This is a genomic window from Rhodophyticola sp., assembly GCF_965284195.1.
Lineage (GTDB): Bacteria > Pseudomonadota > Alphaproteobacteria > Rhodobacterales > Rhodobacteraceae > Rhodophyticola.
The window spans coordinates 764,086-782,843 of the sequence record NZ_CBDIRM010000001.1 but is presented as its reverse complement, the minus strand read 5'-3'; the positions used below and the strand labels follow the sequence as shown (position 1 = coordinate 782,843).

18 protein-coding genes are annotated in these 18,758 nt (G+C 65.7%); 15 read left to right on the top strand and 3 right to left on the bottom strand.

Annotated features, from left to right (window positions below):
- Positions 1–104: 104 nt before the first annotated feature.
- Entirely contained in the window at positions 105–1,043 is a 939-nt protein-coding gene (locus ACQ651_RS03980; protein ID WP_227285427.1) for a nucleoside hydrolase, read from the top strand.
- 48 nt (positions 1,044–1,091) lie between these two features.
- A complete protein-coding gene (locus tag ACQ651_RS03975) occupies positions 1,092–2,534 on the top strand; it encodes a protein adenylyltransferase SelO (RefSeq protein WP_430448413.1) in 1,443 nt (480 codons plus the stop codon).
- Here the strand turns inward: ACQ651_RS03975 and ACQ651_RS03970 are convergent.
- Positions 2,531–3,175: a hypothetical protein gene (locus ACQ651_RS03970; protein ID WP_227285425.1), complete on the bottom strand. Its 645-nt coding sequence runs from the start codon at positions 3,173–3,175 to the stop codon at positions 2,531–2,533. The genes ACQ651_RS03975 and ACQ651_RS03970 overlap by 4 nt on opposite strands.
- A 64-nt stretch (positions 3,176–3,239) precedes the next feature.
- Between ACQ651_RS03970 and ACQ651_RS03965 the strand changes: the two genes are divergently transcribed.
- The gene (locus tag ACQ651_RS03965) at positions 3,240–3,962 is read left to right on the top strand and encodes an endonuclease/exonuclease/phosphatase family protein (RefSeq protein WP_227285572.1); all 723 of its coding nucleotides are present in this window, start codon (positions 3,240–3,242) and stop codon (positions 3,960–3,962) included.
- Here the strand turns inward: ACQ651_RS03965 and ACQ651_RS03960 are convergent.
- Positions 3,889–4,830, bottom strand: coding sequence for a DMT family transporter (locus ACQ651_RS03960; RefSeq protein WP_430448411.1), 942 nt, complete (start codon positions 4,828–4,830; stop codon positions 3,889–3,891). The genes ACQ651_RS03965 and ACQ651_RS03960 overlap by 74 nt on opposite strands.
- A 108-nt stretch (positions 4,831–4,938) precedes the next feature.
- Here ACQ651_RS03960 and ACQ651_RS03955 point away from each other — a divergent pair, with 108 nt between their 5' ends.
- The 10 genes from ACQ651_RS03955 (at position 4,939) to ACQ651_RS03910 (ending at position 15,155) form a co-directional block, all read left to right on the top strand.
- Positions 4,939–6,180, top strand: a complete 1,242-nt coding sequence (locus ACQ651_RS03955; protein WP_227285423.1) for a cation:proton antiporter — start codon at positions 4,939–4,941, stop codon at positions 6,178–6,180.
- 125 nt (positions 6,181–6,305) lie between these two features.
- The gene (locus tag ACQ651_RS03950) at positions 6,306–6,719 is read left to right on the top strand and encodes a Fur family transcriptional regulator (RefSeq protein WP_227285422.1); all 414 of its coding nucleotides are present in this window, start codon (positions 6,306–6,308) and stop codon (positions 6,717–6,719) included.
- A gap of 169 nt (positions 6,720–6,888) precedes the next feature.
- A complete protein-coding gene (locus ACQ651_RS03945) occupies positions 6,889–7,755 on the top strand; it encodes a DMT family transporter (protein WP_227285421.1) in 867 nt (288 codons plus the stop codon).
- A gap of 95 nt (positions 7,756–7,850) precedes the next feature.
- Positions 7,851–9,128: a phosphopyruvate hydratase gene (gene eno / locus ACQ651_RS03940; RefSeq protein ID WP_430448409.1), complete on the top strand. Its 1,278-nt coding sequence runs from the start codon at positions 7,851–7,853 to the stop codon at positions 9,126–9,128.
- 135 nt (positions 9,129–9,263) lie between these two features.
- Positions 9,264–10,658, top strand: coding sequence for an ATP-binding protein (locus ACQ651_RS03935; RefSeq protein WP_430448408.1), 1,395 nt, complete (start codon positions 9,264–9,266; stop codon positions 10,656–10,658).
- A gap of 39 nt (positions 10,659–10,697) precedes the next feature.
- Positions 10,698–11,090, top strand: coding sequence for a hypothetical protein (locus ACQ651_RS03930; protein WP_430448406.1), 393 nt, complete (start codon positions 10,698–10,700; stop codon positions 11,088–11,090).
- Positions 11,087–12,028 (top strand): sterol desaturase family protein, encoded by a 942-nt coding sequence (locus ACQ651_RS03925; protein ID WP_430448405.1) that lies wholly within the window; start codon positions 11,087–11,089, stop codon positions 12,026–12,028. The genes ACQ651_RS03930 and ACQ651_RS03925 overlap by 4 nt, the downstream gene beginning before the upstream one ends.
- A 198-nt stretch (positions 12,029–12,226) precedes the next feature.
- Positions 12,227–12,973, top strand: coding sequence for an OB-fold-containig protein (locus ACQ651_RS03920; RefSeq protein WP_430448403.1), 747 nt, complete (start codon positions 12,227–12,229; stop codon positions 12,971–12,973).
- Between the two features lie 54 nt (positions 12,974–13,027).
- On the top strand, positions 13,028–14,749 hold the full coding sequence (locus tag ACQ651_RS03915; protein WP_227285415.1) for a flotillin family protein: 1,722 nt from the start codon (positions 13,028–13,030) through the stop codon (positions 14,747–14,749).
- Positions 14,736–15,155: a cupin domain-containing protein gene (locus ACQ651_RS03910; protein ID WP_430450305.1), complete on the top strand. Its 420-nt coding sequence runs from the start codon at positions 14,736–14,738 to the stop codon at positions 15,153–15,155. The genes ACQ651_RS03915 and ACQ651_RS03910 overlap by 14 nt, the downstream gene beginning before the upstream one ends.
- A 25-nt stretch (positions 15,156–15,180) precedes the next feature.
- Here the strand turns inward: ACQ651_RS03910 and ACQ651_RS03905 are convergent, their stop codons facing one another.
- Positions 15,181–16,251 carry an anhydro-N-acetylmuramic acid kinase gene (locus ACQ651_RS03905; RefSeq protein WP_430450304.1) on the bottom strand — a complete coding sequence of 357 codons (1,071 nt, stop codon included), beginning with the start codon at positions 16,249–16,251 and terminating at the stop codon, positions 15,181–15,183.
- Between the two features lie 93 nt (positions 16,252–16,344).
- On the opposite strand from ACQ651_RS03905, the gene tyrS reads away from it, so the two are divergent.
- Positions 16,345–17,595 carry a tyrosine--tRNA ligase gene (gene tyrS, locus ACQ651_RS03900; protein ID WP_227285413.1) on the top strand — a complete coding sequence of 417 codons (1,251 nt, stop codon included), beginning with the start codon at positions 16,345–16,347 and terminating at the stop codon, positions 17,593–17,595.
- 148 nt (positions 17,596–17,743) lie between these two features.
- Complete coding sequence (locus ACQ651_RS03895; RefSeq protein WP_430448401.1) at positions 17,744–18,649, top strand: GNAT family N-acetyltransferase; 906 nt, start codon at positions 17,744–17,746, stop codon at positions 18,647–18,649.
- The last annotated feature ends 109 nt before the right edge of the window (positions 18,650–18,758 follow it).

Genomic DNA, 18,758 nt, shown 5'->3' with positions numbered 1-18,758 from the left:
GGCGGCCCTGTCATCCGGTTGTGAGGAGCGCCACGGAAAGCATTGAATCTTTTCCGGGACCGCGCGAGTTTGGCGCTTGAGCCAGCCGCAGGAGCGCCCCCGAAATGACCCGCAAAATCATCATCGACACGGATCCGGGCCAGGACGATGCCGTCGCGATCCTGCTGGCGTTGGCCAGCCCTGAGGAGGTGGAGGTGCTGGGCATCACCGCGGTGGCCGGCAACGTGCCGCTGCCGCTGACCCAACGCAACGCCCGGATCGTCTGCGAACTGGCGGGGCGCACCGATATCCCCGTCTTCGCAGGCTGCGACGCCCCGCTTCAGCGCAAGCTGGTGACGGCAGAGCATGTGCATGGCAAGACCGGCCTTGACGGCCCGCAACTGCCCGACCCGACGATGCCTCTGCAGGACCGCCATGGCGTCGATTTCATCATCGAGACGTTGCGCAGCCATCCCCCGGGCACGGTCACGCTCTGCCCGCTTGGCCCGCTGACCAATATCGCCACGGCCTTTCGGCGCGCGCCCGATATCGTCGACCGGGTGCAGCAGATCGTGCTGATGGGCGGGGCCTATTTCGAGGTGGGCAACATCACGCCGGCGGCCGAATTCAACATCTATGTCGACCCCCAGGCCGCTGATATCGTGTTCAAATCGGGCGCGGATATCACGGTGATGCCGCTTGATCTGACCCACAAGGCGCTGACCACCGCCGACCGGGTGGAGGCGTTCCGCGCCATGGGCACCCATGTCGGAAAGATGGTGGCGGAATGGACCGATTTTTTCGAGCGTTTCGACAAAGAGAAATACGGCTCCGAAGGCGCGCCGCTCCATGACCCATGCGTGATCGCCTATCTGATCCGGCCCGAGCTGTTTGCGGGGCGCTTTGTCAATGTGGAGATCGAGACCGGCTCGGAACTGACGCTCGGCATGACCGTTGCCGACTGGTGGGGCGTGACCGACAGGGCGCCCAATGCCACCTTCATGGGCCGCGTGGATGCGGCCGGATTTTTCGACCTGCTGACGGACCGGATCGCCCGTCTGTGATCTGGTAATCCCGTGCGTACCTCCTAGCTTTGGTGTAAGGAGCGCGTCATGACCATCCAGATCCCTTTCGACAATTCCTATGCCCGTCTTCCGGGCCGGTTCTTCACCGCGCAGCCGCCCACGCCGGTGGCGCAACCTGCGCTGATTACCGTGAACCGCCCGCTGGCCGCCGAGCTGGGCATCACCCTGCCCGACGCGGACGAGGAGATCGCGGCGATTTTCGCCGGCAACGCCCTGCCCGACGGGGCGGCGCCGCTGGCGCAGGTCTATGCCGGGCACCAGTTTGGCGGCTGGTCGCCGCAGCTTGGCGATGGCCGGGCGATCTTGCTGGGCGAAGTGGTCGACACGAGAGGCAACCGCCGGGACATTCAGCTCAAGGGATCGGGCCCCACGCCCTATTCGCGCATGGGCGACGGGCGGGCGTGGCTGGGCCCGGTCCTGCGGGAATACATCGTGTCCGAGGCGATGCACGCCCTTGGTATCCCCACCACCCGCGCGCTGGCCGCCGTCACCACCGGAGAGACCGTCCTGCGGGAGGCCGCACTGCCCGGCGCTGTCGTCACCCGTGTTGCGGCCAGCCATATCCGGGTGGGGACGTTTCAGTATTTTGCCGCGCGGCAGGATGTGGACGCGTTGCAGGCGCTGGCGGCCCATGCCATCGCGCGCCACTATCCCGGTGCAGACGGCCCGCTTGGCCTGCTGAAGGCCGTCGTAGCGGCGCAGTCCGATCTGATCGCGAAATGGATGGGCGTGGGGTTCATCCACGGGGTGATGAACACAGACAACATGTCGATCGCGGGCGAGACCATCGATTACGGCCCCTGCGCCTTCATGGATGCCTATCATTCGGACAAGGTGTTCAGTTCGATCGATCAGTTCGGGCGCTATGCCTTTGCCAATCAGCCGAATGTCGCGGTGTGGAACCTTGCGCAACTGGCCACGGCCCTACTGCCGCTGATGGACAACAGGGAGGCCGCGATCGAGGTCTTCACCGAAGAGATCAACCGCTTCCCCGATCTCTTCAACGGCGCTTGGCACGAGGTCCTGAATGCCAAGCTGGGGCTGGCGGAGATCGAGGCCGACGATGCGGCGCTCGCCTTCGACCTTCTGACCGCGATGGAAGACGGCAAGGCCGATTTCACCCGCACGTTCCGCGCTCTGTCCAGCGAGGATCCGGGCCTGGCCGCGCAGGAATTCGACGATCCGGGCCCCTTCGAGGCCTGGCTGGTCCGCTGGCGGGAGCGGTTGACCCGCGAGCGGCGCGACCCGGGCCAAAGGCCCGCGGCGATGCAGGCCGTCAATCCGGCCTATATCCCCCGCAATCATCGCGTGGAAGACATGATACAGGCCGCCGTTTCAGGGGATTACGCGCCTTTCTTCACCCTGCACGAGATCTTGCGGACCCCGTTCGAGGATCAGCCCGAACACCGGGCCTATCAGGCCGCGCCCGCCGTCGGGGAGGAGGTGACGCGCACCTTCTGCGGCACCTAGCGGTTGCGGGACCGGCCGAAGAGGCGCCGGTTCAGGCCGATGAACTCGTCAATCAGCGCACCGCTGCCGCCCAGACTGCGGCCCTTGAGGTAGAGAAACCCGGCAAAACCGCCCAGGGCCGCGCCGATGCAGTCCACGATCAGGTCGCCCATCGTGTCCATCAACCCGGATTTCTGCATGTTCAGCCCGAAGATCTGGTCCATCCCGAACTCGAAGATCTCCCAGACCACGCCGATGGTGACGCCGACGCAGAAGGCGATCGTGCCGAGCGCCCAGGCCGGGGCGGCATAGCGGTCGCCTTCGAAGAGGATGAAGATCAGCAGAAAGCCCAGAAGCCCGAACCCGACCGCCGAAAGCCCGTGCAGGGCGATGTCCCACCACCAGTAGCGTTCATAGAAATCGAAGACCTCGCCCAGAAACAGGGTGGAAAAGACAAAGACCACGATCAGCGCGATGAACTGGCGCGGCAATTGCAGGCCGAAGCGTGGCGCCAGGATCAGCGGCAGGATGGAGACAGCCCATGTGGCGACCGACACGAAGGCGACGGCCCAGCGGCCCATGGCAAGGGACGCCAGACAGGCCACGGCCAGAATGCCCCAGATCAGATAGGTGACCGGTGTTTGCCCGCGCAGGATGCTCATGTTTGGTATCTAGGCACCATAACCGCACTTTCCCAGAGCCGGAGACACTGGCACCTTGCCGATCATGACCGCCCTGCCCCGCAAAACCGACGATCATCTGCGCGTCGCCAGCTACAACATCCGCAAATCCGTGGGTCTGGATCAGCGGCGCGACCCGCATCGCGTGGCCCGCGTGCTGGCCGCGCTGTCGGCGGATGTGGTGGCCCTGCAGGAAGCCGACCGGCGGCTTCCGCCGCGCCGGGCGGCCCTGTCCGCCGATCTGACCCGGGCGGAGGCGGGATTGCAGCGCGCGCCGGTGGCGCTCAACGCGGTCTCTCTGGGCTGGCACGGCAATGCGCTGTTGCTGGCCGATGGCTGGAACAGCACGCATATCCACCGGCTGAGCCTGCCCGGTCTGGAGCCGCGCGGCGCGGTCATCGCGGATCTGGCCGGACCCTTCGGGCCGCTTCGGGTGGTGGCCACCCATCTGGGTCTGCGGCGGCGCGACCGGCAGCGGCAGATGACGCTGATCATGGCCGAGCTTGCGGGCCTGCCCGCGCGCCCGACGGTGTTGCTTGGCGATCTGAACGAATGGGCGCCCGCCGCGGGGTTTGCCCCGCTCGACCCCTATTTCACGGTGCACCGGCCCGGCCGCAGTTTTCCCGCCTTCCGGCCTGTGGCCGCGCTTGACCGGGTCGCGACGGGCCCGGACCTGCGGCTGGAACGGGCCGGGGTCATGCGGGCGGGCGCGGCGGGCCGGGCCTCGGATCATTTGCCGGTATGGGCGGATCTCTCACGGGTCGATTGATCAGCACCAGACCCGCACAGACCAGTCCGAGCGCCACCAGTATCTCGGGACCCACATGTTCGCCCAGCAGTGCCCAGCCGAGCAACACGCCGAAAATCGGCGACAGAAAGCTGAACGAGGCGACTGAGGCCGCGGGATAGAGGCTGAGCAGCCAGAGCCAGAACAGAAAGCCCGCGCTGACCACCGCCACGATCTGAAACCCCAGCCCAGCCCAGTGAATGAGCGACGGCTCCCGCAGGAGCGGCCCGAAGAGTGGCGCGGCCAGCAGCAGGATCGGGGTGGAGATAACCAGTTGCCACAAAAGCTGCATCTCCGGGCGGACCGCCTTCAGCGCGCTGGCCCGGGCGCACAGCGCAATCGCCGCCCAACAGATGGAGGCCGCGAGCGCGAAGAGATCGCCAAGAAGCGACGCCTCCCCCTCGGGGCCGCCCCGGTTGAGGATCGCCCAGGCCATGCCGGCGACGGCCATGGCAAGGCCTACGGCCTTGGATGCGCTCATCCGCTCCCCCGGCAGGAGCAGATGCGCGCCAAGCGTCAGCCAGACGGGCATGGTGTAGAAGATCACCGAACTGCGGGTGACGGTCGTCAGATCGAGCGCCAGAAACAGGAAGACGAACTCGAAGGTGAAAAGCAGCCCGATCAGCAGCCCTGCCCGCGCGGTGCCCGGCGCCACCTGCGTGGAAAGCCCCCGGAACCGCATCCAGGCAAGAATGCAGACCGCCCCGCCAAGCGAGCGCAGTCCGGCCAGAAAGATCGGCTGGATGCCCTCGTTGGTGACCTTGATCGTGACCTGATTGATCGCCAGTAGCAGCGCGAAACCGGTCAGCGAGATCACGCCGAACGCATCCATGGTGTCTTTGCGCTGCATGGCGGCCCTGCCCTTCTCCTGAAATCCGACCAGAGGCGCGCAATCGCCCGGTGTCAACCGCACGGCCCCGTGATAGGAGAGGCCAAACTTCGCGATAGGACCATCCAGATGTCGCTTTTGCAGATCACCTCTCTTCTCATCGTGCTGGCGGGCGCGTTCGGGGCCGTGAACTATCTGTTCCTGCGCCTGCCATCGGCCATCGGCATTCTGATCGTGGCGCTGGCGGCCTCGCTCGTCGCACTTGCGGTCGATGCGGCCTTCCCCGCGCTTGGTATCGCCGATCAGGCCCGCGGGCTGGTCAGCAGCATCGATTTCTCCGAAGCGCTGCTGGACGGGATGTTGGGCCTGCTGCTCTTTGCGGGCGCGCTGCATGTGAAGATCGAGGATCTCCGCGCCGAATGGCGGGTCGTGGCCCTGATGGCGACGATTGGCGTGGGTCTGTCGACGGCGATCATCGGTGTCGGGTTTTCCTGGATAACCGGCATGCCGTTGCTGATTGCGCTGGTCTTCGGCGCCATCGTGACACCCACGGATCCGGTAGCCGTTCTGGGCGTGCTGCGGGCCGCCAATCTGCGGAAATCTCTGGAAACCAAGATCGCGGGGGAAAGCCTTTTCAATGACGGGGTCGCCTATGTGGTGTTCCTGATCCTGATCGGGCTGGCCTTCACCGGCGACCAGTCCCATGGCGAAGGCGGGTTGGGCGACGCCGCGATCCTGTTCGTGCAGGAGGCCTTTGGCGGTGCGTTGCTGGGCGCTGTCCTGGGCTTTCTGACCTTTCGGGTGATGCGGCGGATCGACGACCCGTCGCTTGAGGTGCTGCTGACGCTTGGCCTGGCCTTCGGCGGCTATGAACTGGCCATCGCGCTGCATGTCTCGGCCCCGATCATGGCGGTGGTGGCGGGGCTGCTGATCGGCCATACCGGGCCCAAGGGCGGCATGTCCGAGCAGACCCGTTCCTATGTGGATGCGTTCTGGAAGCTGATCGACGAGATCCTGAACGCGGTGCTGTTTCTGCTGATCGGGGTGGAAGTCTTCGCCGTGGCCTTTACCGGCGATGTGCTTCTGACCGGGGCGGCGGCGATCGCCCTTGCGCTTCTGGCCCGGCTGGTGGCGGTTTCGGTGCCGATCCTGATGCTGCGCCCGTTCCGCGAGTTTTCCGATGGCGTGATCCCGATCATGACATGGGGCGGGCTGAAGGGCGGCATCTCCGTCGCGCTGGCCCTGTCCCTGCCCGAAGGGGAGTGGAAGCCGGTCATTCTGGGCGCCACCTATCTGGTGGTGGTGTTCTCGATCATCGTGCAGGGCCTGACCGTCGGCACCCTCGCCCGGCGGCTGACCGACGCTCCCTGAACCCCCACCACGGGACCGCCTACCGGCCAGCTGAAAATCATGCGCCAAAGGCCGATGGCGGGGTTTTCCAAACCGCCGCTTTGCCCTAGAAGAATGGCCCAACACGATACGCCGGGGACCGGGCCATGACCGACACCATAGAGGATCGCTGCGAGGCAAAGGGCCTGCGCATGACCGACCAGCGCCGGGTCATCGCGCAGGTGCTGGAAAGCTCCGCCGATCATCCCGATGTGGAGGAGCTTTACGCCCGCGCTTCGGGCCGCGACCCGCGGATTTCCATCGCCACGGTCTACCGGACGGTGAAGCTGTTCGAGGAGTCCGGGATCATCGAGCGGCTGGAATTCGGCGACGGGCGCGCGCGCTACGAGGATGCCGAGCGCGACCATCACGACCACCTGATCGACATGAATTCCGGCGAGGTGATCGAGTTTGTCGACCCCGAGATCGAGGCTTTGCAGGAAAAGATCGCCGAAAAGCTGGGATATCGCCTGAAGGGGCACAAGCTGGAGCTTTACGGCGTCCCGATCAGGAAACGCTGACCGGGCCGAGCGGGCCGGCTTGCGGCACCGTCTTGTTGCCAGGGTCGTCGCGGTGGGCGCGACACGCGCGTCTATCCCCCAAGGAGGCTGCGAAACAGGCGCGCCGGGCTTTCCCTTTCCGGCGCTTGAGCCTATGGCCAAGACCTGAGACCTCCGGAAGGGCCGATCCATGGACAATATTCGCGGCATGGCGTGGATGACGCTGGCGATGCTCGGCTTTGCGCTGGCCGACATGTTCATCAAATTCGCGTCCGAAACCCTGCCCGTGGGCCAGATCCTTGCGATGTTCGGGCTTGGCGGGGCGCTGGTTTTTGGGGCGGTGGCCAAACGCGAAGGGGCGATTCTGCTCTCACCGGTCTTGTGGATGCGTCCCGTGATGATCCGCAACATCTCCGAAATGGGCGGCACGATCTGCATCGTTTCGGCCATCGCGCTGGTGCCGTTTTCCACCTTTTCGGCCATTTTGCAGGCCAACCCGCTGCTGGTCACACTTGGTGCCGCGCTGTTTCTGGCGGAGCCCGTGGGCTGGCGGCGCTGGACCGCGATCATCGTGGGTCTGGCAGGCGTGCTGATCATCATCCGCCCGGGCGTCGAGGGGTTCGATGCCAATGTCTGGTTCGCGGTCTTCGGCGTGATCTTCATGTCCGCCCGCGATCTGGCCACCCGGCCCGTGCCGCACTCGATCTCGGCGGCGCAGCTATCGGCCTACAGCATGGCCGCGATCGTGCCCGGCGGGCTGGCCGTTCTGGCGCTGACCGGCGGCGGAGCGGTCTGGCCCGAGCCGCTGATCTGGGGCGCGATGGCGGGCGCGCTGGCGATGGGGCTGGTTGCCTATTTCTCGATCACAAAGGCGATGCGCGTCGGCGAAATCAGCGCGGTCACGCCGTTCCGCTATACACGGCTGGTCTTTGCGTTGATCATCGCGCTGGTGATCTTCGACGAACGCCCGGATCTCTGGACGCTGATCGGCGCCGCGATCGTCATCGCAACCGGGCTGTACACATTCGCCCGCGAGGCGCGGCTGCGGCGACCATGACCCGGGCGGGCGCGCGCCGCGACCGCCAACATATGCCTTCGATCCCGGCCCCGGCCCTGTTATAGACCGCGCGACACCTGAACATGAGGGACCCCATGAGCACCATTATCGATATCCACGCCCGCGAAATCCTCGACAGCCGCGGCAATCCGACCGTCGAGGTCGATGTCTTGCTGGAAGATGGCACGATGGGCCGGGCCGCCGTGCCCTCGGGGGCGTCGACAGGGGTGCACGAGGCCGTTGAAAAGCGCGATGGCGACCCGGCGCGCTATCTTGGCAAGGGCGTCCGCGAGGCGGTGGCCGCAGTGAATGGCGAACTGGCCGAGGGGCTGGTGGGCTTCGATGCCACGGAACAGGCGGCAATCGACGCCACGATGATCGAGATGGACGGAACCGAGAACAAGGGCCGTCTGGGCGCAAACGCCATTCTGGGCGTGTCGCTGGCCGTGGCCAAGGCGGCGGCGGAGTTCACGACGCAGCCGCTTTATCGCTATGTCGGCGGCACCCGGGCCCATGTGCTGCCGGTGCCGATGATGAACATCATCAATGGCGGCGAGCATGCGGACAACCCGATCGATATTCAGGAATTCATGATCATGCCCGTCGCGGCCCATACGATGCAGGACGCGGTCCGCATGGGCTCGGAGATCTTCCACACGCTGAAAAAAGAGCTGTCGGCCGCGGGCCTGTCCACCGGGATCGGCGACGAGGGCGGCTTTGCGCCGGATCTCTCCTCCACCCGCGATGCGCTGGATTTCATCCTGAAATCCATCGAGAAAGCCTCCTACACGCCGGGCGAACAGGTGATGCTGGCGCTGGATTGCGCCGCAACGGAATACTTCAAGGACGGAAAATATGTCTTTGCCGGTGAAGGAGAATCCCTGAGCGCCGAAGAGAATGTGGCCTATCTGGAGGCGCTTTGCGCCGATTACCCGATCCTGTCGATCGAAGACGGCTGCGCCGAAGACGACTGGGACGGCTGGAAGATGCTGACCGATGCGCTTGGCGCCAAGGTGCAGCTTGTCGGCGACGATCTGTTCGTGACCAATCCGGCACGGCTCCAGATGGGGATAGATCGCGGCGCGGCGAATTCTCTTCTGGTCAAGGTGAACCAGATCGGCACGTTGACCGAAACGCTGGCCGCCGTGGACATGGCCCATCGCAACCGGATGACCTGCGTCATGTCGCACCGCTCGGGCGAGACCGAGGATGCGACGATCGCCGATCTGGCGGTTGCCACCAATTGCGGACAGATCAAGACCGGCAGCCTCGCACGGTCGGACCGGCTGGCGAAATACAACCAGCTGATCCGGATCGAGGAGCAACTGGCCGATACGGCGGTCTATGCCGGGCGCAGCATTCTGCGCGGCTGATGCCGTTCGGGCGGGGCCTTGTCGGGACGCGCGCGGCGTTCCGATACATGGTCAACTATCGTTAACCAGTTTTTCGGGTTTCTGGCGGCAACTTCGTCGGTGACGCAAGAAGTCTATCGAGTATGATGTTGATACATGAGAGTTGAGCCTGCCCATGATGGCCGGACCGAAGACGCCCCGCCCCCGCGCCGGGACTTCTGGCCCGAGGCATCGGAACTGATCCAGGCGGATACGCGCGCCTCGCTGGATATCGTGGTGAGGTGGTCGGTCATCACCGTGGGCGCGCTGGCGCTATGGTATGCGATGGCCGCGCCCCTGCCGCTGATCTGGGCGATGAGCTATATCGTGATCGACGCTTCCTATGTGTCGATCATGCGCCGCTGGCGCCCGCCGGTTCGCCTGCCCGGCTACATGATGATCATGGCGATGAATATCGTCACCTCATCGGCCTTTGCGGTGATGCCCTATTATCTGATCATCACCGATCAGCTTGGGCTGACCTTCGCCGGCCTCTGCGGATTTCTGGGCATGTGCGTGCACAATCTGGTGCGCCACCGGGGTCTGACCCATGTGGCGGTCTGGGATGTCATCCTGATGGGCATCGGGGCAGCGCTGGTTGCCTGGGTTTTTGTCCGCAACGCCGCCAGCACCGGCGAGGCCGTGCTGATCCTGACCGGGGTTGTGGGGCTGTCGGTCTATTTCGGCGTCGCCTATCTGGGCAGCCTTCATATCCGCGGCCGTCTCAACAAGGCGGAGATGATCCGGGCCGAGGCCCAGAAGATGGAGGCCGTGGGGCGGCTTACCGGTGGGGTGGCCCATGATTTCAACAACATCCTGACGGTCATTCTGGGCAATCTGGATCTCTACGAGGAACTGGATCATCCGGGCGAGCGCGACAGCGTCGTCCGCGAGGCGCAGGTCGCCGCAAATCGCGCCGCCACGCTGACCGCGCAGTTGCTGAGCTTTTCGGGCCGCGCCACGCTTCGCCCCGAACCCATCGAGATCGCTGAGTTTCTCGACGGTATGGGCACGATGTACCGGCGCATCCTGCCGGCGACGATCACGCTTATCATGGATGCCGGGCCGCCGGGTCTGACCTGCCGGGCCGACCCGAACCAGCTGTCCACGGCGCTGCTCAATCTGGTCATCAACGCGCGCGACGCGATGCCGGAGGGCGGGCATATCTCGGTCACCGCGCGGCCCCGGAAACTGCCGTACCCGCAGGCCCCGCACCGCTCCGACGGCAGGCGCCTGTCGGGGCGGTTCTGCGCGATCGCGGTCCGCGACAACGGCCCCGGCATCCCCGAGGCGCGCCTGGAAGAGGTCAAGGCCCCGTTCTTCACGACCAAGCCCCTTGGCAAGGGCTCCGGCCTTGGGCTGTCCATGGTCGTGGGATTTGCCGAACAGACCGAGGGCGCGCTCTCGCTGCGCAACCGGCCCGAGGGCGGGCTGGAGGCGACGCTTGTCCTGCCGCAGGCCGATCGTGACGCCACGGTGCCTTTGACAGACGCGTCCGACATGGCAGAGTGATCCGCGGAGGAGCAACCGGAGGGAAGGGCCGACCAGACCATGCCGCTGCCGCTATTGCTTGCATTGGTGATCGGCGGAATTGCCGCCATCGCGATCCTGCTGCATCTGTTGGGCTGTTCGCGGCGTCTGCATTTCGCCGATGACGCCACGATCCGCCGCGAATGGGCCCGCCATTTTCCCGACGACACCATATCGGCCACTCATGTCAGCGACGACGGCCTGTCGGCTCTTGTGGAAACCGACCATGGCCCCGGCCTCGTCTGGGTGATGGGCGCGGACAGCACCGCGCACCGGCTGGCCGGCGCCACCGTCACCGAAACCGCGCGCGGTCTCAGGATCGACCTGCATGATTTCGGGGCACCGGGCCTCACCGTTTCACTGGCGCCCGATGCGCGCGCCCTCTGGCGGCAAAAACTGGACAGGACCCGATGACCGACCTTCTTATCTATCCCGACGTGGTCCAATGGGCGGTGCCGCTCTTCATCGCCGCGATTCTGGCCGAATTGCTCTGGATCACGCTCAGACATCGCGGCGGGCGCTATGAAACCCGTGACGCGATCACCTCGCTGATCATGGGGGCCGGCAATGTCGCCTCCAGCATCTTGCTGGGCTTCATTGCCTGGGGCTTTTTCATGCTGCTCTGGGCCATCACGCCCCTCGATCTGGGCACATCGGTCTGGGTCGTGGTCCTGTGCTTCGTGCTGGACGATCTGCGCTACTACTGGGTGCACCGTTTCGGCCACCGGATAAGGTGGGTCTGGGCCAGCCATGTGAACCACCATTCCAGTCAGCATTACAACCTGACCACCGCGCTGCGCCAGACATGGACCGGAACCTTCACCTTCATGATGGTGGTCCGTGCGCCGCTGATCCTTCTGGGCTTTCACCCGGCAATGGTGCTGTTCGTGGGCGGGCTGAACCTGATCTATCAGTTCTGGATCCATACCGAGGCGGTCGGCAAGATGCCCCGCTGGTTCGAGGCGGTGATGAACACACCTTCCCACCACCGGGTCCATCACGGCCGCAATGCCCGCTATCTCGATGCCAATTACGCGGGCGTCTTCATCGTCTGGGACAAGATGTTCGGCACCTTCGTGCCCGAACTGAAGGAGGAAAAGCCGGATTACGGGCTGGTCCACAATATCGGCACCTTCAATCCGCTGCGCGTCGCCTTTCATGAATGGGTGGGGATCTTCCGGGACATCACGCAGCCCGGTCTGACGCTCCGCCAGCGGCTGCTTTATGCGCTGGCCCCGCCGGGCTGGAGCCATGACGGCTCGCGCCAGACCTCCGAACAGATCAAGGACGCCTATCTGGCGCGCCACCCCGAAGATCGCGGGACGCCGGGTTTTGGCGCCCGCGTACCATGAGCCCGGGGCGTCAGGTCTTTCCCCGTTGCGGCGCCGCCCGTGACGCGCCAAGGTAATAATCTCGATACGATCATGCCACACGGTCTGCCTTGTGATCTCGTCGCATCGCAGTCCGAACGCCCATCGCCAGACTTGTAACAAACCCGTGACCTCCTATGTTTTCAGTATACCACGGCACACAATGAACGGTTCCAACGGATGCTCGACACTCTTCTGTCCGGCGCATACGCGCCTTTCACGCTGTCTCTCGCCCTGCTTTTCGGCCTTTTGGCGCTGGAGCTTGTCTTTGCGATCATGGGGGCGACGCTTTTGGGTGCAGGCGGCGGCGAGCCGGAGGTCGAGATCGATTTGCCCGATCTGGCGAATGTTCCCGAGCTCGATCTCGACATGGATTTCGACGCGCTCGACATAGACCCCGCCGAGTTCGAGCTTCCGAGTGCCGAGGATTTTGCCCCCGATCTCGATACCGGCGCCGCCGCCGGGTCGGCGACGGGAGTTGCCGCCTGGCTTGGCCTTGGCCGTGTCCCGGCCCTGATCTGGCTGGGCGCGGTCCTGCTGGCCTTCGGCGTGTCGGGGATCGTGATCCAGAATGCTGCCACGGCCCTCTGGGCCCCCTTGCCCGCCGCCCTTGCGAGCCTGCCTGCGGTTCTTGCCGCGATCTGGTTCGCCCGCAGCTTCGGCGCGGTCTTTGCCCGCGCCATTCCCAAGACCGAAACCCAGTCCGTCGCCGCCCGCAGCCTCGCGCGGCGCAGGGGCACCGTTACGCAAGGCACCGCCCGGACCGGGACCCCCGCCGAGGTCCGCGTCACCGACCGCTATGGCAACAGCCACTACCTTCGCGCCGAACCGTTCAGGCCCGGCGAGGAGATCCCCCAGGGGGCCGAGGTTCTCGTGCTCCGCCACCGCCCGACCGGCGGATTTCGACTGATCCCGCTCAGCGACTGACGGGCAAATTGCACGCGCAGACCTTGCGCCCAACCGATCCTGAAAGGAGACCCCATGGATCTCGCCACCCTTGGTATCATCGTCGGGGCCATCCTGGCCTTCATTCTCTTCATCGGCCTTGTTCTGGGCCGCCTTTACCGCCGGGCCACGCGCGAGGTGAGCCTTGTGAAAACCGGCGCCGGCGGCAAGAAGGTCATCATGGATGGCGGGACTATCGTCGTGCCGCTTCTGCATGAGGTCAGCCCGGTCAACATGAAGACCCTGCGCCTTGAAGTGCGCCGAACCGCCGAAGGCGCGCTGATCACCCAGGACCGGATGCGCGTCGATGTCGGCGTGGAGTTCTACGTCTCCGTCAACCCCACCGATGACGGCATCGCCCGCGCCGCCCAGACCCTTGGCGACCGGACCTTCTATGTCGACCAGCTCCGCGAGATGATCGAAGGCAAGCTGATCGACGGCCTGCGCGCCGTGGCCGCCAAGATGACGATGGATGGGCTGCATGAAAACCGGTCGGATTTTGTCCAGCAGGTGCAGAACGCCGTGTCCGAGGACCTGCTGAAAAACGGTCTGTCGCTGGAATCGGTGTCGCTGACCGCGCTGGACCAGACACCGTTTGAGGCGCTCGACGAAAACAACGCGTTCAACGCGGTGGGTATGCGCAAACTGGCCGAAGTCATCGCGAAGTCGAAGAAAGAGCGCGCCGAGATCGACGCCGAGGCCGAGGTCGCCGTGCGCCGCGCCGCGATGGAGGCCGAACGTCAGAAACTGGCGATCCAGCAGGACGAGGAACAGGCCGCGATTGCGCAGGTGCAGCAGATCGAAACCATGAAGGCCGCGCAGGAAGCCGAAATCGCCGCCCGGCGAGAGGATTCCATGCGCGAAACCGAACGTTCCCGCATTGCGCGCGAAGAGGCCATTCGCTCCGCCGAGATCGCCCGAGAACGCAAGATCCGCGAGGCCGAGATCACCAAGGAGCGCGAACTTGAGGTGGCCGAGCAGGAACGCCAGATCATCATCAACCAGAAATCCGAGGAAGAAAGCCGCGCCCGTGGCTCCGCCGATCTGGCCCGCGCCGAGGCCACCAAGGCGCTGGAAGCCGTGACCACCGCGCGCGCGGTAGCGGAGGCCGAGCGCGCCAAGCAGATCGCCCTGATCGAAGCCACCCGCGAGGCCGAGCGGGAAGCGACGAAGATCCGCCTTGCCGCCACGGCCGAAAAGGACGCGGCACAGGACCGCGCCGATGCCCGCCGCGAAGAGGCGCAGGCCGAGGCGGATGCAATTTCGATCCGGGCGGAGGCCAAGAAGAAGGACATGCTGGCCGAGGCCGAAGGCAAACGCGCCATCGTGGAGGCCGACAACGCGCTCAGCCCCGAGATCGTCGCGATGAAGGTCGACATGGCCCGCATCGAGGCCATCCCCGGGATCATGGAGCAGATGGTCAAACCGGTCGAAAAGATCGACTCGATCAAGATCCATCAGGTCGGCGGGCTTGGCACGGGCGGGCCCGGCGGCGGCGCCGATGCGCCCGGCGGCGACAAGCCGGTCGTCAATCAGGCGCTGGATTCGATCATGGGCATGGCGGTGCAAATGCCCGCCTTGAAACGCCTGGGCGAAGAGCTGGGCATGAGCCTCGACAATGGTCTGGCCGGTGTGGCCGAAGGCCTGACGTCAGACAGCGCGAAAAAGACACGGCAGGTGCCGTCCGAGGCACCGCCGCCCGTGTCCGGCACCGAGTTGGAACACCAGGATGAGCCCCCGCGACATGACGGCCGATGAGGTCATCGCAACGCTCGATCTGGCCCCCCATCCCGAGGGGGGCCATTACCGTCAGACATGGGTTGCCGACATTCCGGGCCGGCCGTCGGGCACTTGCATCTATTTCCTGCTGCGCGACGGGGAAGCCAGCCATTGGCACAAGGTCGATGCGACCGAGATCTGGCTGTTCCATGCGGGCGCGCCGCTGATCCTGTCGCTCAGCGAGACGGAGGCAGGCCCCGCCACCGATCACCTGCTGACGCCGGATCTCGCCCAGGGCAGGCCGCAATGCATCGTGCCCGAAAACCACTGGCAGGCCGCCCGCACCACCGGGGCCTACACGCTCGTCTCCTGCACGGTTTCGCCCGGTTTCCGGTTCAGCGGCTTCACCCTCGCGCCGCCCGGCTTCGATATCCCGCGCCGGTAACGCCCGCAGGCGGCACCGCCGCCGCTCAGGTCGCGGTGTCGGGCCGGCTGATCCGCCCGCCACCCACCGCTGCCGCCACGCCGGTCGTTCCCGGCGCGCTCGTGGTCATGCCGCGCATCACCCGGACGGCCAGATAGCCAAAGGCCTGAGCCTCCAGAAAATCGCCGTCGAGCCCGACCGCGTCCACCGGCAGGACCGGCATGTCGAGGTTTTGTTGCAGCCCCGCCATCAGCGCCGGGTTGTGACGCCCGCCACCGGTGACGAGAACCTGTGCCGGGAGCGTGGGCAGGTGCACCATTCCGCGCGCGACCGACCTCGTGACACAGGCCGCCAACGTCGCCATCGCATCGGCGTCCCGCAAGCGCGCAACCCTTTGGGCCAGATGGCCGAAATCGCCGCGGTCCAGCGACTTCGGCGGGATTTTCAGGAGATACCCGTCGCCCAGACACGCCGCTACGGCCTCCTCATCGGGCCGGCCCGACAGCGCCAGCGCGCCATCCAGATCGACCTCGCCCAGCCCCCGCGCCCGCATCAGATCATCGAGCGGGGCATTGGCGGGCCCGGTATCGAAGGCCAGAAGCGCCGCCGGCGCATCGGGGGCATCGGCCAGCGGATCGACCCAAGTCAGGTTGCCGACACCGCCGAGATTGAGGAATGCAACCGGCCTTTCGGCCCCGATCCAGCGGGCGCAGGCCCAGTGGAAGAAGGGCGCAAGCGGCGCGCCCTGCCCACCAAGCTGGATATCGGAACTGCGGAAATCCCAGATCACGGGGCAACCCAGATCGCGCGCCAGCCGTGCGCCATCGCCCGCCTGATGCGTCCCGCACCCGTCCGGCTCATGGGCAAGGGTCTGCCCGTGAAAGCCGAGCGCCGATACCGGCGCGAGATCCCGGGCCAGCGCCAGATGCGCTGCCTCCACGATGGCGGCGGCATTGGCCACCCCCGCCTCGCCCGGCCAGCGGCCAAGCGCCGCGCGCAACGCGGCCCGCTCGGTCTTGTCATAGGGCCGGTAGGCGGTTTCGCCGAACCCCAGGATCGAGACGCCATCGGTTTCGATCACCGCCAGATCGACCCCGTCCAGCGAGGTGCCCGACATCGCGCCTGCCACCCGCAAAGGCCGCGCTTCGCTCTTTCCCTTCACAACCTGCCCCGCTATAGACCCGTTGCCGAAAGAATGGACGCATCACCCATGACCTACCACCCCAAATCCGATTTCCTGCGGGAACTGAGCACACGCGGATTCATCGCCGATTGCACCGATCTGCAAGAGCTCGACGAGCGTCTGACCAAGGGCGTGGTGACGGGGTATATCGGCTTCGATCTGACCGCGACCAGCCTGCATATCGGCAATCTGGTCCAGATCATGCTGCTGCGCTGGCTGCAGAAGACCGGACATCGCCCGATCACGCTGATGGGCGGCGGCACCACCAAGGTCGGCGACCCCTCGGGCAAGGACGAGATGCGCAAGATCCTGTCGGTGGAGCAGATCGAGGCGAATGCGAAGGGGATCCGCAAGGTTTTTTCGCGCTATATTTCCTATGGCGACGGGCCCACGGATTCCCCGCTGGTGAACAATGCCGAATGGCTCGACAAGCTGAAATACATCGATTTCCTGCGTGATATCGGCAAGCATTTCACGATCAACCGGCTTCTGGCCTTCGAGAGCGTGAAATCGAGGCTGGACCGGGAACAGGCGCTCAGCTTCATCGAATTCAACTACATGTTGCTGCAATCCTACGATTATCTGGAACTCTACCGGCGATATGGCTGCATCCTGCAGATGGGCGGGTCGGACCAGTGGGGCAATATCGTCTCGGGCGCCGATCTGATCCGCCGGGTCGAGGCCGCGGATGCCTTCGGGCTGACCACGCCGCTGGTGACCCGCGCGGACGGCAAGAAAATGGGCAAATCCGCCGATGGTGCCGTCTGGCTGAATGAAGACATGATGTCGTCCTATGAGTTCTGGCAATGGTGGCGGAACGTGCCCGATGCGGATGTGGGAAAATTCCTGAAGATGTTCACCGAACTGCCGGTGGAGGAATGTGACCGTCTTGGCGCTCTGGAAGGCTCCGAGATCAATGATGCCAAGATCATTTTGGCCAATGAAGTCACGGGCCTGCTGCACGGCGTTGATGCCGCCGGAACGGCTGAGGCGACCGCGCGGGAGGTCTTCGAGCATGGCGGCGCGGGCGAGGATCTGCCGAAGCTGAGCCTTGGCGCAGATGAGGTGGGCGACGGGATTTCCGTCGTGCAGTTGATCACCCGCGCGGGGCTGGCCAAATCGGGCAAGGAGGCCAAGCGCCTGATCGCCGAGAAGGGTGCCCGGATCAATGACGAGCTGCTCAGCGATGCCGGGTTGATGATTTCCGCGGCCGATCTGGCGGAACCCATCAAGCTGAGCGCGGGCCGGAAACGCCACGCTCTGGTGGTGATGGAGTAACCTCTCCCGCCGTCATCGGCGGTCAGCGCCGGGCGTGTGGCGAAGGCGGCCATCGGGAGAGGACCATCCCCGGCGCACTGCGGACCGGCACCGCCGATCCCGGCGCAGGGTTAACCAGCCATTAGAGAGTTGGCTCTACCCTGCCCGCATGTTCGATTTCGCCCCAAGCCCGCCCGCCACCGCCCTGCCGCTCCAGCAATCCCCGCTGTTCGCCGATGCGCTGACAGCGGCCGGGGTCGATGCGATCTCCCACGTTCTGCCCGGCGGGCGCGCGCTGGTGATCCGGCGGCGCTGGCCCGGGATCGGCACGGTGGGGCTGATCTCCCGCGGGCCGGTCTGGACGGGGCGGCGCAATCCGCAGGCGCTGGCCGGGCTGAGACGCGCGCTTGGCATCCGCCATCTGATCGTGAATGCAGAGGATGCGGCGGACGCCGCGGCGCTGAGACAGGCCGGTTTCCTGCGGATCGCCGCGCCGCGCGAGGTGGCGGAGCTGTCGTTGCAGGGCCCGCGAGAGGCGTGGTGGGCGGCAATGTCCGTCAAATGGCGCAACCGGCTGCGGCACGGGCAGAAATCCGGGCTGGTGGTGACCCAGAACGCTTTCCGCCCCGACCCGGCCCATTGGCTGCTGAGCGAAGACATCGCGCAGCAAAAACGCCTGAATTTCCGCGCCCTGCCCCATGCGGTCACGCTGGCCATGGCCAGCGCCTTGCCGGGGGCTGCCCAGCTCTTCACCGCGCGCGCCGCGGGGCGGCCGGTTGCGGCGATGCTGTTTCTCTGCCACGGGCCCGTGGCGAGCTATCACATCGGCTGGAGCAGTGAGAAGGGCCGCGCGAACTCCGCCCATAACCTCTTGCTTTGGCAGACGATGCAGTCCCTCTCCGCCGCAGGGCATCAGCGGATAGATCTTGGTGCACACAACCCGGATGACGCGCCCGGGCTTGCCCGGTTCAAGCGCGGCAGCGGGGCACGGACAAGACCGCTTGGCGGCACCTGGGCATGCTCGGCCACGCTTGGCCCGGTGCAATCCATCGCCGAATGGTGGCACAGGACATAGGGGCCGCGGACCGATGCGGCCGGCGTCCTGCTTTTTGCCTCGGACAGAGGGTCTACCGCGCTCGCACCGCTGGCCCGCGGGTCTGACGGCAGAGCGCAGGCGCGCTGGT